Raw genomic sequence first — 17,744 nt, 5'->3', positions numbered from 1 at the left:
CATCATGCAAAAGCCACCACGACCCGCCGATCTTCTGCTGCGTAGCCTGCTTGGCGCCACATCGTGCGCCGCGCTGTTGATCGCGCAAGGCTGCACGGTCGGGCCAACCTACGTTCGTCCCCCGGTTGCCACGCCGGCGTCGTACAAGGAAGCGACGGCGGCCGTTGCCGCCGATGGCACGACATGGACGCCTGCCGATCCACAAGATGCCGCGCTGCGCGGCGCATGGTGGAAAATCTATCAGGAGCCGGAACTCGACGAACTCGAAGACCGCCTGAATGCATCGAACCAGAACATCGCGCAGGCCTATCAGAACTATGTGGCGGCGCGCGCTCAGGTTGCTCAGGCGCGCGCAAACTACTCGCCGACCGCAACGCTCCAACCGGCCTACACGCGGTCTGGATCGCCGCTGTCGGTATCGGCTGGTTCGTCGGGATCATCGTTGAGTGGCGCAAGGGTCAACAGCAACGACTTCACTTTTCCGCTGGATATATCGTGGGAGCCGGATCTGTGGGGACGTATCCGCAACACGGTGAAGGAGTTCTCAAGCGCCGCGCAAGTCAGTGCCGCCGATCTTGCGAACGAAAAACTCAGCCAGCAGGCTACGCTCGCGCAAGACTATTTCGAACTGCGCGGCCAGGATGAACTGATCGGTCTGGATGACCGTACCATCGACGCGTATCGCAAGAGTCTTGCTTTGACCGAGGTACTGGGCCGCACCGGCATCGACAGCGCGCAATCGGTGGCGCAGGCTCAATTGAACCTGAGGACGGCCGAAGCGTCCGCGACGAACGCGCGCCTTGCGCGCGCCCAATACGAACATGCTATTGCGTTGTTGATCGGTGAACCGGCGTCATCGTTCTCGATGCCGGTCAAACCGTTGACGACTACCGCGCCGACCATTCCGGCGGGGGTTCCGTCCGCGTTGCTGCAACGGCGTCCCGACATTGCAGCGGCTGAGCGGTCGATGTCGCAAGCAAATGCGTTGATCGGTGTCGAGACGGCGGCCTTTTATCCGAGCATCAGCATTTCGCTTTCAGGCGGGTTCGAGAGTTCGACGCTGGCAAACTGGTTTGCGTGGCCGGCAAGATTTTTTTCGCTGGGTCCTTCAGTATCCGAGACCTTATTCGATGGTGGATTGCGTTCGGCGACGGTCGCACAATACAAGGCACAGTATGAGGGCGCTGTGGCCTCCTATCGTCAGACAGTGCTCACGGCATTCCAGCAGACCGAAGACTACCTGGCGGCGCAACGCATTCTCGCGCAGCAGATCGAGCAGCAGGCCGGTGTCGTGGCCGCAGCTCAGCGGTACTACGATCTGGCCGCGGTTCGCTATCGAACCGGCGTCGATACTTATCTGAATGTTTTCGTCGCGCAGACGGCGCTGTTCTCCGATCAACAGTCGGCGATTACGCTGCATGTTCAGCAGATGACAAGCAGCGTGCAGTTGATAGAAGCGCTTGGCGGTGGTTGGAGCAGCACGTTGCTGACGCCCGAGTGAACTTTGACTTACCGTCGCGGCGCGAGTGTTTGCCGCTTCGTTTCAAGCTGCGTGACGACACGTTGTAGGGTCCGCTCGGCCGTCCCCGGCATCTGCACGAACTTGCAGCCGATCACATAGCGCCGGTCGCCCTTCGGCGTGGTCAGCCGACGCGGCGCGACGATTTCCAGGTCGAGACGCAGCGTGCCGAAACCGCCGAGTTGCAGTGTGACGTCGCGCAGCATCGTGCCGGCGTCGAGCGAGCCGAAACGTTCGTCGGCGGTATTCAACGCGATGCCGCCTAGCGACAGATCTTGCAACTCCAGCCGGAAAGAACCGCCATCCACGTAAGCGCCGCTTGCCGTGTACGGATCGAGCACGGGCGTCTGCACGCGGAAGAACTCGCGCCGTTGCACGTAGTAGAGCAGCGCCGGAAAGGCGGCCTCGAAAGCGGGCAGGCCGTCGAACACGATCGGCGTTGCGTTGAGCGTCGTGAACTCGGTGCGGATGCCGCCCGGCAGACTGCGAAAAATCAGTTGGCGTGCACCGGGAAGGGCGCGATTGTCTTCGGCGACGTTGCCCGCGTCGAAGATAAAACGCGCGTTGCGTGAGTCGACGTCGAGCAGTTGCGTGACGATCTGCCTGCCACCGAACTCCACTGTCACGAAGTCCTGATTCGCCACCAGGTTGCGCAGACAAACGGCGATTTGCAACGGGTGATGTTGCGCGAAAGTCCAATCGATATCCGAAGTCCGAGTGAGGGTCGGTTCGGCGACGTCGGCGTCCAGTTGAAGATCGGCGATCATTTGAGTATCCATGCGTGTGGTGACCTTGGCCTGTCTTATTGCAGAGACCGTGCCAACTGCATGGAGAGCGGAGGGAGATGGCCGCAAAGCCTTGTGCCGTTTGGGTTTTCGTCGAATGGGCCTGACCGGCTTTAGAACCGTATGCAGCGTTCGCTACGTAACGCGCACGCAGGCGTTACGGCCACATCAGCGCGGACGCGGCGCGCCGGTGGAGGCACGCACAACCAGTTCGGGTGGCGACGAAATCCGCATCGGCACGTTTGCCGCGCCGCGTCCTGCCTGGCCATACGACGACTCGATCAGCTCGCGCAACAACGACACCGCGAGCTCGGCGACTTCGACGGTCGGGACGGCCACCGTAGTCAGCGCGGGACGCGATTCGCGCGCGAGCTGAATGTCGGTGATGCCGATCACGGACAGGTCGTCCGGCACATGCAGGCCGAGATCCGCGGCGGCATGCATTGCGCCGAGCGCGGGCAAGTCGTTGGTCGCGAAGATCGCGGTGAGCTTGGGATCGGCTTCGAGCAGCGCGCGGGTGGCGTCGTAGCCGCCTTGAATCGTATCGAGCGCATGTTTGACGGGGCTTTTCGGCGCGCCTGCCGCGTGCAGCGCATCGACAAAACCCTGATAACGCGCCGCGTGAATCCCCGACGCCTTGCTGCCGACAATCGCGCCGATCCGCCGATGCCCCAGCGCCAGCAGATGCGCGCCGGCCAACTCGCCCGCCAGACGAAAATCCACCGCGACGCACGGCAATCCGGGCGGCTCGTTGGGCCGCTCCCACATGCACAGCACGACCGGCGTGCCGCGTGCTTCGGTGGTATGCAGGTCGGCGAAATCGAGGTTCGCGTTCGTCACGAGCACGCCCTCGGACAGCGTGCCGGCAATCTGGTCGAGATACGCGCGGCCGGTCTGCGGATCTTCGTTGGTATTGCAGATGATCACGAAGTGGCCGCTGGTGCGCGCCGCGCGTTCGACCGCCAGCGCGAACTCCGGATAGAACGGATTCGCGATGCTCGACACCATCAGCGCGAGCGTTGGCGCGCGACCCTCCGCGAGCGCGCGAGCGGCGAGGTGCGGACGATAACCGAGCGCGTCGACGGCATCGAGCACCCGCTGGCGGGTTTGCGCGCCGACCCGGCCGCGATTGCGCAGCACGTTGGACACCGTGGCAGGGGTGACGCCGGCATGACGCGCGACTTCGCTGAGTGTGGGCATGGTTTTTCAATATGTGGGATGGGTGTCCGGCATTTGCATCGAGGCACAAGGCGCGGCACCATCTGTCTCATAAACAAACGATATCGGAGACAGGCAAGACCCAACGATCGCTCGCGATCGATTTTTTCGGGTTTGCTGATTAAGCGCTTAATCTCCGACTTCGAGCCGATTAAATCACGGAGTCGATGCGATGGCGAGCATTTCGTTAAGAGGCGTGCAGAAGGCGTATGGCGACGGCGCGTTAGTGATCCGCGACGTCGATCTCGAGATTGGCGAGAACGAGTTCTGCGTATTTCTCGGCCCATCCGGCTGCGGCAAGTCGACCTTGCTGCGGATGATCGCCGGCCTCGAAGACGTCACCGACGGCGACCTCTCGATCGACGGACGCCTCGTCAACGACGTGCCCGCCGCGCAGCGCGGCGTGGCGATGGTGTTCCAGAGCTACGCGCTGTTTCCGCACATGACCGTGTTCGAGAACATGGCCTTCGGCCTGAAGCTCGCCAAAACCCCGAAAGACGAAATCGACCGCAAGGTGCGCGAAGCTGCGCGCATCCTGCAACTGGAGGCGTTGCTCGACCGTCGGCCGAAAGCGTTGTCGGGCGGTCAGCGGCAACGGGTGGCGATTGGCCGCGCGATCGTGCGGCAGCCCGGCGTGTTTCTGTTCGACGAACCTTTGTCCAATCTCGATGCCACGCTGCGTGGGCAGACCCGCATCGAAATCGCGCGGCTGCATAAGCAGTTCGCCAAAGCCAGCGTGGTCTACGTGACGCACGATCAGATCGAAGCGATGACGCTCGCGGACAAGATCGTGCTGCTGCACGCCGGCAAGGACACGGAACGCTACGGCAGCATCGCGCAGATCGGCGCGCCGCTCGAGTTGTACCACCGCCCGAAGAGCCGCTTTGTCGCTGGTTTCATCGGCTCGCCGCGCATGAATTTCTTGCCGGGACGCGTGCAGTCGATCGATCCACAAGGCGTGCTCGTGACGCTCGACGACACCGGCGAAAACGTCCACGTACCGGTAAGCGGCGAAGGCCTGCAAGCCGCGCAGCCGGTCACGCTCGGCGTGCGCCCCGAGCATCTGGAATTGCTCGACGCGTCCTCCGCCGCCAACGACGCCGCCGTCCTGACCCGCACCGTCTCGCTCATCGAGCAGCTCGGCGAACACAGCTACGTCCACCTCGATCAACCCGGCGGCGCCGCGCTGATCGCCAAAGCGCCGGGCGATACGCGCCTCGTGCCCGGCGACGAGGCGCGCTTGCGCGTGCCCCGTGCCGCTTGCCATTTGTTTACCGAAGACGGCTTTGCCGCCGCTTCGCTCGAATCCGTCGAACACTACGCATAGAGGACATTCGGATGCGCCTTGGAGTCTGTTATTACCCGGAACACTGGCCGGAGTCGATGTGGGAAGACGACGCTCGCCGGATGAAAGCCCTCGGCATCGAACAGGTGCGGATCGCCGAATTCGCGTGGAGCCGCATCGAGCCCACGCCCGGCGAATACGATTGGGGCTGGCTGGATCGCGCGATCGACGTGCTCGGCGCGGCCGGTTTGCAGGTCGTCATGTGTACGCCGACCGCGACGCCGCCCAAGTGGTTGATCGACCGTCATCCGGATATCTTGCCGATCGGCGCGGATGGGCGTCCGCGTGCGTTCGGCTCACGGCGTCATTACGACTTCTCGTCGCCGTCGTATTTCGTTGCATCCGAGAAGATCTGCACGGCGGTGGCCGAGCGTTACGGCAAGCATCCGGCGGTCGCGTACTGGCAAACGGATAACGAATTCGGTTGCCATCACACGGTGGTGAGTTATTCGCCGGCGGCGGTGGGGCGCTTCCGTGAATGGCTGAAGGCGAAATATCAAACCGTCGACGCGCTGAATCGCGCGTGGGGCACGGTGTTCTGGAGCATGGAGTACCGCAGCTTCGACGAGATCGACGCGCCGGTCGCGACCGTGACCGAAGCGCATCCGTCGCATCGCCTCGATTACCGGCGTTTCGCGTCCGACGAAGTCGCGCGCTATAACCGCATGCAGGTCGAGATTATTCGCGCGCATTCGCCGGGGCGGCCGGTCGCGCATAACTTCATGCAGCTCTTCACCGAGTTCGATCACTACAAGGTTGCCGCCGATCTCGACGTCGCGTCGTGGGACAGCTATCCGCTCGGCGCGCTCGAAGAACAATGGTTCGCGCCGGACGTGAAGGCGCGCTGGCTGCGCAGCGGTCATCCCGACTTTGCGTCGTTCAATCACGACGTGTATCGCGGCATGTCGAAGCTGCCGTTCTGGGTGATGGAGCAGCAGCCGGGTCCGGTGAACTGGGCGCTGTGGAATCCGGCGCCGCTGCCGGGCATGGTGCGCCTGTGGAGTTGGGAAGCGTTCGCGCACGGCGCGGGTTGCGTGTCGTATTTTCGCTGGCGTCAGGCGCCGTTCGCGCAGGAGCAGATGCATGCCGGGCTGAACACGCCGGACAACCGGCTCGATGTCGGTGGCAACGAAGCGGCGCGGGTGGCCGACGAAATTCGCACGGTGCTCGCGGCGGATGCCGACGCCAACGCCGCGATTCGCTCGACCGTCGCGCTCGTCTACGACTACGAGGCGAAGTGGCTGTTCGAGATTCATCCGCAAGGGGCGGACTTTCACTATCCCCGTTTTGCGTTCGAGTATTACACGGCGCTGCGCGCGCTCGGGCTCGACGTCGATGTCGTGCCGGTCGATGCGCCGCTCGACGGCTACCGGATGATCGTCGTGCCGCCGCTGCCGGTGGTGCCGGACGATCTGGTCGCGCGGCTGGCAAGCTCGGGAGCGCAGGTGGTGTTCGGGCCGCGCACCGGCTCGAAGACCGCGGACCTGCAGATTCCCGCCAATTTGCCGCCGGGCGCGCTGGCTTCGGTGTTGCCGCTGCGGGTCTGGCGCGTCGAATCGATGCGGCCGAACGTGACCGAAGCGGTGCGTTTCAACGATAGCGGCAAAGCGAACCACGAAGCGAGCCGGGCCGATGGCTTCGCGCGGCACTGGCGCGATTTCATCGAAGCCGACGCCGACGCCAATGCCGGCGCGTCGTTCGACGTGCTCGCCCAGTTTGCGGATGGCCAGCCGGCGTATGTACGAAGCGGCGCGTTTCACTACCTCGCGAGCCTGTTCGACGATGCGCTGACCACCCGGCTGTTCTCGCGCATCGCCCAGCAGGCAGGCCTCGAAACGATGTGGCTCGGCGACAGCGTGCGCTTTAGCCGACGCGGCGCGCTGACCTATGTGTTCAACTATGGCGACGACGCGTACACGCTCGGCGATATCGACGAACATTCCATCGTAGTCGGCTCACGCGAGATAGAACCGCAAGGCGTGACCGTCTACCGGTCGAACGTTAAGACGTAACACGTAACACGCGCGAGTACCGCTGACGAGTACCGTTGACCGGCAGGATTCCACGCAGTAAATACAACGACGCAAAATCAAGGCATAAAAGGAGACAGGCAACATGAAGCTGAAACCACGCAAGATTCTGTTGGCACTCGCGCTGGCCGCGGCGGCTGCGGGGACCTCCGTCGTCAGTACGGCGCAGGCGGGCACACTGACGGCCAACATCGCATTCAAGGGCGCGAGCCAGCGCGCGGTGTGGCAGTCGGTGATCGACGACTTCAAGAAAGCGCATCCCGGCATCGACGTGAAGGTATCGTTCGTCGATGAGGAAGCGTACAAGGTCCAGTTGCCCGGCTGGCTTTCGACCGTCGCGCCCGATATCGTCAACTGGCATGACGGCGAACGCATGGCGTATTACGCGCAGCGCGGTCTGTTCGAAGACCTGAGCGGCGACTGGGCGAAGAACGGCTGGAACGACATGTACGCGTCGACCAAAGAAGCCTCGTCGTATAAGGGCAAGCAGTACGCCGCGCCGACCGTGTACTACTCGTGGGGCATGTTCTATCGCAAGGACCTGTTCCAGAAGGTCGGCATCGCCGGTGAACCGAAAACCTGGGACCAGTTCCTCGACGATTGCAAGAAGCTGAAGGCCGCGGGCATCACGCCGATCGCCGTGGCGGGCCGCGATTCGTGGACGCTCGCCGGCTGGTTCGATTATCTCGACCTGCGTCTGAACGGCAATGCGTTTCACCAGAAGCTGATGGCGGGTGACATTGCGTACACCGATCCGCGCGTGAAGAAGGTCTACACGACGTGGAAGCAGTTGATCGATGCCGGCTATTTCATCGACAACTCGCTGTCGTACGATCTGGATTCGGTGCAGCCGTTCCTGTTCCAGGGCAAGGCCGCGATGATGCTGATGGGCACGTTCATCACCGCGGGTTTCCCGCCGAACGTGAAGCCGGACATGGGCTACTTCCAGTTCCCGATCATCGACGCGAAAGTGCCGACTGCCGAAGACGGTCCGGTCGAATCGCTGCATATCCCGTCGAAGGCGAAGAACAAGGCCGACGCGCACACGTTCCTCGCTTTCGTCGAAACGCCTGAGATCGGCGCGAAACTGGCGATCGGGCTTGGCTCGTTGTCGGCGAACAGCAAGTCGCCGGAGCCGGAAGATCCCATCTCCAAGATCGGCTTCCAGATTCTCGCGAATACGAAGGGCGGCATTGCGCAGTTCTACGATCGCGATATGACGAAGGAAATGGCCGACGAAGGCATGAAGGGGATGCAGCAGTTCATTTCCGATCCTTCGAAACTCGACGACGTTCTCGCGCAACTCGAGCAGACGCGTAAGCGGATCTACAAGAAGTGAGCGGTGGCGGCCGTGAGGCCGCCGTTTGTCGTGATCGAACGCACCAGTGCGTGGGACCCGAGTCAGGGCTAAAGCGCTAACTCGGGTCGACAGGAGAATGATCGTGTCGCAATCCGTCACCCGCCACACTATCGGCGGCTCTACTGAAACCGGTGGCCCGGGCTCGCCCGCGGCCGGCGGTGCCGCACGCGGCGGCTCGCAAGCCGCTAAGCGCCGCCGCCGTCCTTCGCCGACCGCGCGTCGGCAAGGCCGTGCCGCGTTTCTGTTTCTCGCGCCCGCGTGCGTGATGGTCGCCATTTACGTGGTGTGGCCGATCCTGTCGACCATCCGCCTGAGCTTTTTCAACTGGGACGGTATGACCGACCCGTCGTTCGTCGGGCTCGCGAATTACGTGGAGTTGTTCCACACGGCGACGTTTTACACGGCGCTAAAGAACAACGTGATCTGGTTGCTGCTCTTCCTGCTCGCGCCGCCGATGGGCCTCGCCGTTGCGCTGTATCTGAATCAGGCCGTGGCCGGCATCCGCATCGTCAAGTCGCTGTTCTTCGCGCCGTTCGTGTTGTCGGGCGTGGTAGTGGGCCTGATCTTCTCGTGGTTTTACGACCCGACCTTCGGTTTGCTCGCCGTGATTCTGGGTCACGGTGTACCGGTGCTCGGCGATCCGCGCTATGCCACGCTCGGCATCGTGTTCGCGGCACTGTGGCCGCAAACCGCCTATTGCATGATTCTTTACCTGACCGGCCTGACGTCGCTGAACGCCGAGCAGATCGAAGCCGCGCGAATGGAAGGCGCACGCGGCTGGTCGATGCTGTGGCACGTGATCCTGCCGCAATTGCGGCCCACCACGTTCATGGCGATCGTCGTCACCATCATCGGCGCGTTGCGCAGTTTCGATCTGATCTCGGTGATGACAGGCGGCGGCCCGTTCGAAAGTTCGACCGTGCTCGCGTATTACATGTACGACCAGGCGATCAAGTACTACCGCATCGGTTATTCGGCCGCGGTGGCGGTGGTGCTGTTCGCCATCATGCTGGTCTACATCGTTTATCACTTGCGGCGGATGCTGCGCGCCGAGCAATAAGGAGCCGACCATGTTTCCGATCCCGATCGACAAATGGAAGCCGGCAACACGCCGCGTCTACAAACTCACGTTGCCGCTCGCGCTGCTGATCTGGCTGCTGCCGATGATCGCCGTGCTCGTCACCTCGGTGCGTTCCACCGAAGAGTTGAGCGAAGGCAACTACTGGGGCTGGCCGAAGCACTTCGCGATGCTCGACAACTATCGCGAAGCGTTGACCACCTCGCCGATGCTGCATTACTTCTGGAATAGCGTGCTGATTACGGTGCCCGCCGTGGTGGGCTCGATCGCGTTGGCGGCCATGGCGGGATTCGCGCTGGCGATCTACCGGTTTCGCGGCAATTCGGCCCTGTTCGCGACGTTCGTCGCGGGGAATTTCGTGCCGGTGCAGGTGCTGATGATTCCAGTGCGGGATCTGTCGTTACAGCTTGGCCTGTTCAATACCGTCGGCGCGCTGATTCTGTTTCATGTGTCGTTTCAGACCGGCTTCTGCGCGCTGTTCCTGCGCAATTTCATCAAGCAGTTGCCGTTTGAACTGGTCGAGGCGGCGCGGATCGAAGGCGCCAATGAGTGGACGGTGTTCTTCAAGATCGTGCTGCCGTTGATTCGGCCCGCGTTGGCGGCGTTGGCGATTCTGGTTTTCACGTTCGTGTGGAACGACTACTTCTGGGCGCTCTGCCTGACCCAGGGCGATGACGCCGCACCGATCACCGTCGGCGTCGCCGCGCTGAAAGGACAGTGGACCACGGCCTGGAATCTCGTGTCGGCGGGATCGATTCTGGCGGCGTTGCCTTCGGTAGCCATGTTTTTTGCCATGCAGAAGCATTTCGTGGCGGGTTTGACATTTGGCGCGACAAAAGGATGACGCGGGCTAACACGGCCTAACGCGCCTCTGGCGGGATTCCTGGTGAGGGATGGAGAAGGTTGCCCGCGAAAGCGGGCTTTTTTTCGAGCAAAAAAAGCGAGCTTCGCGGCTCGCGGTGGACGCGTTAGTTAACCCACGGTGCAACGCGGGGACAGAGTGGTATGCTCGGTTGGCAGCGCCAGCATGCCATTCAACGTAAGCAGCTTCAAATTCCGAGGCTGAAAAGATCAAGATAAAGAGCAACATGAGAGCCATTTCAGGGGGCATCCGCTATCTCAACCGGTTGGTGACCGACTCCGCCAGGGTGTCGGACTACAGCGTGTTGGCGGTGGGCGTGATCGGTACGATCGGACATCCGGTGTACTGGCTGTGGTGGACGTTCGTCGATCCTCAGCCCAACGAAAGCCTGCTGATGCGGGCGTTCGGCACCGTCTCCTGTGCGTTGCTGCTGTTGCGTCGCTTCTGGCCGGCTTCGGTGGTGCGTTTCCTGCCGTGGTATTACTTTGTAACGGTCGCGTATTCGCTGCCGTTCTTTTTCACGTATTACCTGCTGACCAGCCATTATTCAATGGTCTGGTCCATGGCCGAATTGGGCATGATGTTTTTCCTGATCGCCATCTTTCCGTCATTCGCAGCGTTGGCAATCAATCTGATTGCCGGCGTTGGGCTGGCCGTTCTGTGCGCCAGAATCTTCGTGCCGCAAGACGTTTATGTCGATGCGCATCTGTTTATCTATACGTATCTGCCGGTTTATATATTCGGTATTTTTGCCGGTATCACGTTCAGTTACTGCAATGTGAAGGGGGCCGTTGCGCAGGCCAGGCAGGGTGCGCGACGGGCACTCGCCGGTTCGATCGCCCATGAAATGCGCAATCCGCTCAGCCAGTTGAGGCATGTGCTGGACCGCGTGGAAGAAACGCTGCCCGCCGCCACGGAGGCGAACCCGGCGCCGGCTTTGTCGCCCGACAAGGCGGCGGTGTTGTACCGGCATCTCGCGCACGGTCAGTCGTCGGTCGATCGCGGGCTGCGCATTATCGACACGACGTTGGACGACGTCAGCGCGTGGCCCATCAGCCCGGATCAGTTCACCTATGTGAGCGCCGCGGCGGCTACGCGCAAAGCGCTGGACGAGTACGGCTTCGCCGATCAGAAGGAGCGCACCAAGGTCAGGCTGGTGGTGCTGGACGATTTCACGGTCAAGGTCGACGAGACGGTCTACCTGTTCACGCTGTTCAATCTGATCAAGAACGCGCTGCATCACATGGGGGCGGATCCGGTCGCGACGCTCACGCTGACGGTCGACCGGCAAACGGTCATGGTGCATGACACCGGTTCCGGCATTGCGTCCGAGCTTCTGCCGCATCTTTTCGACGCACTCCCTGCCACGGGCGATCCGGTGGGCGCGGGCCTCGGGCTGGCCTACTGTCAACGGGCCATGCGCGCGTTCGGCGGCACGATTGGCTGCCGTTCGGAGGTGGGCAAATTCACGCAGTTCACGCTGCAGTTTCCACTCGTCTCGGAGCGCGAGCTCGCAGACCATGAGCGGCGGATTTTCGAGCGCGCCACGCCGTTTTTCAACGGCAAGCGCGTTCTCATCGTCGACGACGACGCCACCCAGCGCGACAGGGTGCGGCGCGCGTTGCTGAGGGTCGGCGCGGACGTGAGCGAAGCGGCGGACGGCGCAACGGCGCTGACGCGACTGGCTCAGTCAACGCCCTTCGACCTCGTGCTCATGGACATCAACATGCCGGTGCTGGACGGCTACACGACGACCGAAAAAATCCGTGCCGACCACGAGAATCCGAACGCCAACGTACTGATCGCCGCCTACACCGTGGAGCCGGGCAACCTCGCGCGCGTGCTGGCGCGGCGCGCCGGGATGGACGAACTGGTCAATAAAGCCAGCAGCATGGTGGAATTGATCGGCGTGCTTCAGAAGCTGTTCGAGAGCGGCAGCCGGCATCATCCGAGCCAAAGTTTCGACGGGTTCGTCGGCAAGACGATTCTGGTGGCGGACGACGACGTCTACAGCCGGTCGCTGGTCAAGGGCTATCTGAAGCGATGCGGCGCGAGCGTCGTCGAGGCGGACCATGGGCGCGCGGTGCTGGCGCGTTTGCACGAAGGCGTCGCGGTCGACGCCATCGTGATGGACATGAACATGCCGGGCATGGGCGGCGTGGAAACCACGGCGTTGATTCGCGTGCGCACCGACCCGTATGCCCGGGTGCCGATCGTGGCACTGACCAGTCAGTCCGATATGGAAGCCGTGCAGCGGTGCCTCGCCGCGGGTATGAACGAGGTGATGATCAAGCCGGTGCAGATCGGCTCCCTGTACGCGTCGCTGTCCAGGCAGTTCGCGCAGTACCGCGTCGCAAATGCGCCGGGTCGCGTGGAGCCGGCGCCTCTGCCGGAGGCGTCGGCCGCCCGGCCCGTGCCGCTCAAGGAAGGGCCGTTGCTCGACGAGAAGCACCTGCAGGAACTGGTGGCGCTCGATCTGCTGGATCAGACGTTCCTCAACGGTATCGATCAGATCAGCTTGACGGTGGCGCGGCTCGCGGTCAGTGTCGCGGCCCGCGACCTCGCTTCCACGCATGGCGCGTTGCATATCCTGCTCGGTGTCAGCGGCAATATCGGTGCGAAGGCGCTGCATCAGTTCGTGCGGCAGATTTACCCGCGCGTGGTGGAAGGCGAGTGGCCCGTGGAGGCGGATTGGCTGGCGCGAATCGGCTCGTTGAGCAATCGTTCGGCGCCGGCGTTGCAGGCCTATTTTGCTTCGGTGAAAGCGCCCCGCGATCATCGGGATGCCATAAACGACTGATCGGGATCGATCGCAGCATGACGACCGGACGGTCGTCATGCTGCGACGCAACGCCGGATCGGCGTCCGGGCTACGCGCGACCTTGCTGTCCGGTGATGCCGACCGACGGCGCGCTGCACAAACGCACGCCATCAGCCGACCGGCACTCTAAGCCGACGCCGTAGGCAGCTTCCAACCCGCCCGGATGAAGTGACACGTGTAACCCCCCGGATTGCGTTCCAGGTAGTCCTGGTGTTCCGGTTCGGCTTCCCAGAACGGGCCGGCGGGCACGATTTCGGTGACGGCTTTACCGGGCCACAGATCGGAAGCGTCCACATCCGCGACCGTTTTCAACGCCACCTGCTTCTGCTCGTCGCTGAGATAGAAGATCGCCGAGCGATAGCTCATGCCGACGTCGTTGCCCTGACGGTTCTTCGTGGTCGGATCGTGAATCTGGAAGAAAAATTCGAGGATCTGGCGATAGCTGATCCGGCTCGGGTCGAACACGACCTCGAGGCCTTCCGCGTGCGTGCCATGGTTGCGGTAAGTCGCGTTCGGCACGTCGCCGCCCGTGTAGCCCACGCGCGTCGACAGCACGCCGGGGTAGCGCCGCAGGAGCTCCTGCATGCCCCAGAAGCAGCCGCCGGCCAGCAGGGCGGTTTCGGTTTGCGTCGTCATTTCAATCTCTCCTTGGATGGCGTCGCGCCACGCGGTGCGCAACGCGTCGGCGAACCGGCTCGCCGTCTATCGGACGATACGATACCGGATTGGCGCCGCGCTCGCAGCGGGTGATCCGGCGGTGCGTGCCGGGATCGAGCTGCTCCAGCCATCGGATGACGGACGCAATCAACTCTCTCAGCTCGGCGAATCCATGCCCGATTGCTGGTAATTCTGAATGCCGACCTTGTCGATCAGATCGAGATTCGTTTCGAGCCAGTCGATGTGCTCTTCGGTCTCATCGAGAATATGCACAAGAATCTCGCGCGAAATAAAATCCCGCACCGATTCGCAATAGGCGATGCCTTCCTTGCACGTCGACTGCGAGATCCGTTCAAGCTTCAGATCGCATTCGAGAATCTCCTTCGTTTCCTCGCCAATCAGCAGTTTGTGCAGGTCCTGCAAATTAGGTAATCCGTCGAGCATGAAGATACGGTTGATCAGCAGATCGGCGTGCTTCATCTCGCCGATCGATTCGTCGTACTCGTGCTTGCCCAGTTTTTCCAGTCCCCAGTGCCGATACATGCGTGCGTGCAAAAAATACTGATTGATCGCGGTCAATTCGTTCTTGAGTTGCGAGTTCAGGTATTCGAGGACCTTTGGATCGCTTTGCATACAGCCTCCCTGGTGGGTTCGGGAAACGTTCAGGAAACGCCGCGTCGAGCTCGGCGCTTTATCGGGTCAATCGTTCTAATGAGTTGTCGGCGGCTGGTCTGAGGATTGCCGCGATTCGCGCGCGTACCTCGGACCGGTTAGACCAGCTTAGTGGATCACGCACGCGATGCTCAGAATGAGAATTGAAATCGTTGTCGCGTCGGTAGGGTATCGGTGTCTGAAGGCAATCGGGAGCCTCATCCCGCGCGCACGATCTCGGCTTGTCAGGCCGAACGGCCGCTACGCCATGCAGCGGCTCGCCCGGCTCACGCATCGACGATCAGTACGAACCCATGTAGTCGCGCTTGCCGATCTCGACACCGTTGTGACGCAGAATCGCGTATGCCGTGGTGACGTGGAAGAAGAACTGCGGCAGGCCGTAGTTTTGCAGATAGGCGCTGCCTACCAGCTTCTTCTCTTTCGGCGTGCCGGGGCGCAGCACGATTTCTTTGTTCTCGCAGCCTTCGAATTGCGCGGCGTCGAGCGTGCCGATGTAGGTCAACGCCTTGGCGAGCAGCGCTTGCAGGTCGGCGAACGTGACTTCCGTGTCGGGCCACGACGGCACTTCCACGCCGGCGAGGCGCGAGCTGACGCCCTTGCTGAAGTCGGCGGCGATCTGCACCTGGCGCACGAGCGGGAACATGTCCGGGAACAGACGCGCCTGCAGCAATGCGTTCGGCTCGATGTTGCGTTCGGTCGCGTGGGCTTCGGCTTTCTTCAGCACCTCGGACAACGCGGTCAGCATCTGCTTGAAAACGGGAACGGATGCGCTGTACATGGAATTCGTCATGATTACTCTTTCAATCGAGGTTGGCGGCCGGCGCGGGAAATGCCGCATCGGCCAGGAGTAGGGGGCGGGTAAACGAGCGGGCTCGTGTAGCGCGGCTCGGCAAAAGCTGAATGCGTCGACAGTCATGGCACCTTCACGGTACCTTCACGGCGTCTTCCTGGCACCGGACGAGCGCATAAAGCGCCGGAAGATTACCATTGTGCGGCCTAACTATGTCATGCGGACCCGGCCTTAGTTTTTTTGATGCGTCGCCATCAATTAAAGCTATTTCCGCCCGGAGTCCCCTGACACTACGATGTGAGCAAGGCCGCATTGCCTGTACCCCACACAGGCCGAGTCGTAGAGCACAAACGATCCAAGGAGCAAGCGCATGTCGACTGAAGCGAAGTGTCCGTTTAACCATACCGCAGGCAGTGGTACGTCGAATCGGGACTGGTGGCCCAATCAACTGAACCTGAAGATCCTGCATCAACATTCGTCCCTGTCCGACCCGATGGACAAGGACTTCAACTACGCGGAAGCGTTCAAGAGCCTCGACCTCGCGGCCGTGAAGAAAGACCTGCTGGCGGTGATGACCGACTCGCAGGAATGGTGGCCGGCGGACTTCGGTCACTACGGGCCGTTTTTCATTCGCATGGCATGGCACAGCGCCGGCACCTATCGCACCGGCGACGGCCGTGGCGGCGCGGGTTCCGGTCAGCAGCGTTTCGCGCCGCTCAATAGCTGGCCCGACAACGTCAGCCTCGACAAGGCACGCCGGCTGATCTGGCCGGTCAAGCAGAAATATGGCAACAAGATTTCGTGGGCCGACCTCATCGTGCTGACGGGCAATGTCGCGCTGGAATCGATGGGCTTCAAGACCTTCGGTTTCGCCGGCGGCCGCCAGGACGTGTGGGAATCGGACGAAGACGTGTATTGGGGTTCCGAGACCACGTGGCTTGGTGGCGATAAGCGCTACACCGGCGTGCGTGACCTCGAAAATCCGCTCGGTGCCGTGCAGATGGGCCTGATCTACGTCAACCCGGAAGGCCCGAACGGCAACCCGGATCCGCTCAAGGCGGCCGTGGATATTCGCGAGACGTTCGCGCGCATGGCCATGAACGACGAAGAGACGGTGGCGCTCATCGCCGGTGGTCACACGTTCGGCAAAACGCACGGCGCGGGTCCCGCGTCGCATGTCGGCGTCGAACCGGAAGCGGGCGGCATCGAAGATCAGGGGCTCGGCTGGAAGAGCACCTTCGGCACCGGCAAGGGCGCCGATGCGATCTCGAGCGGCCTGGAAGTCATCTGGACCACCACGCCGACCCAGTGGGGCAACGGCTTCTTCGAAAACCTGTTCCGCTACGAATGGGAATTGACCAAGAGCCCGGCCGGCGCGCATCAATGGAAACCGAAGGGCGACGCCGGCGTCGACACCGTGCCGGATCCGCATGATTCGACGAAACGCCGCACGCCGTCGATGCTGACCACCGACCTCTCGTTGCGCTTCGATCCGGCTTACGAAAAAATTTCGCGACGCTTCTACGAGAACCCCGATCAACTGGCCGACGCATTCGCGCGCGCGTGGTTCAAATTGACGCACCGCGACATGGGCCCGCTCGCGCGCTATCTCGGCCCGGAAGTGCCGACGGAAGAGCTGATCTGGCAAGACCCGATCCCCGCGGTCAATCACGAATTGATCAACGCGCAGGATGTCGCCGAGTTGAAGAGCAAGGTGCTTGCGTCGGGACTGCCGGTGTCGCAACTGGTGTCGACGGCCTGGGCGTCGGCGTCCACGTTCCGCGGCTCCGACAAGCGCGGCGGCGCGAATGGCGCGCGCATTCGTCTTGCACCGCAAAAAGATTGGCAGGTGAACCAGCCGGCTCAACTGGCGAACGTGCTGACGACGCTGGAAGGTATCCAGAGCGCGTTCAACAGCGCGCAGTCCGGTGGCAAGCGCGTGTCGCTGGCCGATCTGATCGTGCTGGCCGGTTGCGCGGGTGTCGAGCAGGCCGCGAAAAACGCCGGGCATACGGTTACGGTGCCGTTCTCGCCGGGGCGCATGGACGCGTCGCAGGAACAGACCGATCTCGAGTCTTTCGCCGTGCTCGAACCGATCGCCGACGGTTTCCGCAACTACCTGAAGAGCAAATACACCATCACGGCCGAGGCCTTGCTGGTCGACAAGGCGCAACAGTTGACGCTCTCCGCGCCGGAACTGACCGCGCTTCTGGGCGGCATGCGTGTGTTGAACGCCAATTACGACGGGAGCCAGCACGGTGTGTTCACGAAGCGTCTGGAAACGCTGACGAACGACTTCTTCGTCAATCTGCTCGACATGGGTACGGAGTGGAAGCCGGTATCGGACGAGAAGGATGTGTTCGAAGGCTTCGATCGCGCTACGGGCGCGTTGAAGTGGACCGGCACGCGCGTCGATCTGATCTTCGGTTCGAACGCGCAACTGCGTGCCGTAGCCGAGGTGTACGGCAGTTCGGATGCGCAGGGCAAGTTCGTGCACGACTTCGTCGCGGCCTGGGGCAAGGTGATGAACCTCGACCGCTTCGACCTGGCGTAAAGCTGGCGTAAGCGTGGACTGTTGTGATGGGCGATAGACCGTAGCGGTCTTAT

Annotated in this window: 13 protein-coding genes; 8 read left to right on the top strand and 5 right to left on the bottom strand. The window is 62.2% G+C overall.

Annotated elements, in window-relative coordinates; all coding sequences use genetic code 11:
- Positions 1-4: 4 nt before the first annotated feature.
- Entirely contained in the window at positions 5-1,501 is a 1,497-nt protein-coding gene (locus GGD40_RS24255) for an efflux transporter outer membrane subunit (protein WP_179712357.1), read from the top strand.
- An 8-nt stretch (positions 1,502-1,509) separates the two neighbouring features.
- On the opposite strand, the gene GGD40_RS24250 is transcribed toward GGD40_RS24255, so the two are convergent.
- Complete coding sequence (locus GGD40_RS24250) at positions 1,510-2,286, bottom strand: flagellar brake protein (RefSeq protein ID WP_179745363.1); 777 nt, start codon at positions 2,284-2,286, stop codon at positions 1,510-1,512.
- Positions 2,287-2,472: 186 nt separating this feature from the next.
- Positions 2,473-3,504 (bottom strand): LacI family DNA-binding transcriptional regulator, encoded by a 1,032-nt coding sequence (locus tag GGD40_RS24245; protein WP_179745362.1) that lies wholly within the window; start codon positions 3,502-3,504, stop codon positions 2,473-2,475.
- 190 nt (positions 3,505-3,694) lie between these two features.
- Here GGD40_RS24245 and GGD40_RS24240 point away from each other — a divergent pair, with 190 nt between their 5' ends.
- From GGD40_RS24240 to GGD40_RS24215, 6 genes are all read left to right on the top strand, one after another.
- Positions 3,695-4,849, top strand: a complete 1,155-nt coding sequence (locus GGD40_RS24240; protein ID WP_179745361.1) for an ABC transporter ATP-binding protein — start codon at positions 3,695-3,697, stop codon at positions 4,847-4,849.
- Between the two features lie 11 nt (positions 4,850-4,860).
- Positions 4,861-6,879: a beta-galactosidase gene (locus GGD40_RS24235; RefSeq protein WP_179745360.1), complete on the top strand. Its 2,019-nt coding sequence runs from the start codon at positions 4,861-4,863 to the stop codon at positions 6,877-6,879.
- Positions 6,880-6,982: 103 nt separating this feature from the next.
- On the top strand, positions 6,983-8,236 hold the full coding sequence (locus GGD40_RS24230) for an ABC transporter substrate-binding protein (protein ID WP_035558792.1): 1,254 nt from the start codon (positions 6,983-6,985) through the stop codon (positions 8,234-8,236).
- A 97-nt stretch (positions 8,237-8,333) separates the two neighbouring features.
- On the top strand, positions 8,334-9,317 hold the full coding sequence (locus GGD40_RS24225) for a carbohydrate ABC transporter permease (RefSeq protein WP_179745359.1): 984 nt from the start codon (positions 8,334-8,336) through the stop codon (positions 9,315-9,317).
- Positions 9,318-9,327: 10 nt separating this feature from the next.
- Positions 9,328-10,179, top strand: a complete 852-nt coding sequence (locus tag GGD40_RS24220; RefSeq protein ID WP_179712369.1) for a carbohydrate ABC transporter permease — start codon at positions 9,328-9,330, stop codon at positions 10,177-10,179.
- A 244-nt stretch (positions 10,180-10,423) separates the two neighbouring features.
- Positions 10,424-12,997 (top strand): ATP-binding response regulator, encoded by a 2,574-nt coding sequence (locus tag GGD40_RS24215; RefSeq protein ID WP_179745358.1) that lies wholly within the window; start codon positions 10,424-10,426, stop codon positions 12,995-12,997.
- A 147-nt stretch (positions 12,998-13,144) separates the two neighbouring features.
- On the opposite strand, the gene msrA is transcribed toward GGD40_RS24215, so the two are convergent.
- The 3 genes from msrA to GGD40_RS24200 form a co-directional block, all read right to left on the bottom strand.
- Positions 13,145-13,654, bottom strand: coding sequence for a peptide-methionine (S)-S-oxide reductase MsrA (gene msrA / locus GGD40_RS24210; RefSeq protein ID WP_179712373.1), 510 nt, complete (start codon positions 13,652-13,654; stop codon positions 13,145-13,147).
- A 177-nt stretch (positions 13,655-13,831) separates the two neighbouring features.
- Positions 13,832-14,308, bottom strand: coding sequence for a bacterioferritin (gene bfr / locus GGD40_RS24205; RefSeq protein ID WP_035558777.1), 477 nt, complete (start codon positions 14,306-14,308; stop codon positions 13,832-13,834).
- A 319-nt stretch (positions 14,309-14,627) separates the two neighbouring features.
- Positions 14,628-15,137: a DUF1993 domain-containing protein gene (locus GGD40_RS24200; protein WP_179745357.1), complete on the bottom strand. Its 510-nt coding sequence runs from the start codon at positions 15,135-15,137 to the stop codon at positions 14,628-14,630.
- 370 nt (positions 15,138-15,507) lie between these two features.
- On the opposite strand from GGD40_RS24200, the gene katG reads away from it, so the two are divergent.
- A complete protein-coding gene (gene katG, locus GGD40_RS24195) occupies positions 15,508-17,691 on the top strand; it encodes a catalase/peroxidase HPI (protein WP_179745356.1) in 2,184 nt (727 codons plus the stop codon).
- Positions 17,692-17,744: the final 53 nt, after the last annotated feature.

The organism is Paraburkholderia bryophila (assembly GCF_013409255.1).
GTDB lineage: Bacteria > Pseudomonadota > Gammaproteobacteria > Burkholderiales > Burkholderiaceae > Paraburkholderia.
The sequence above is the reverse complement of the archived record's forward strand: the minus strand, read 5'-3'. Positions and strand labels throughout refer to the sequence as shown.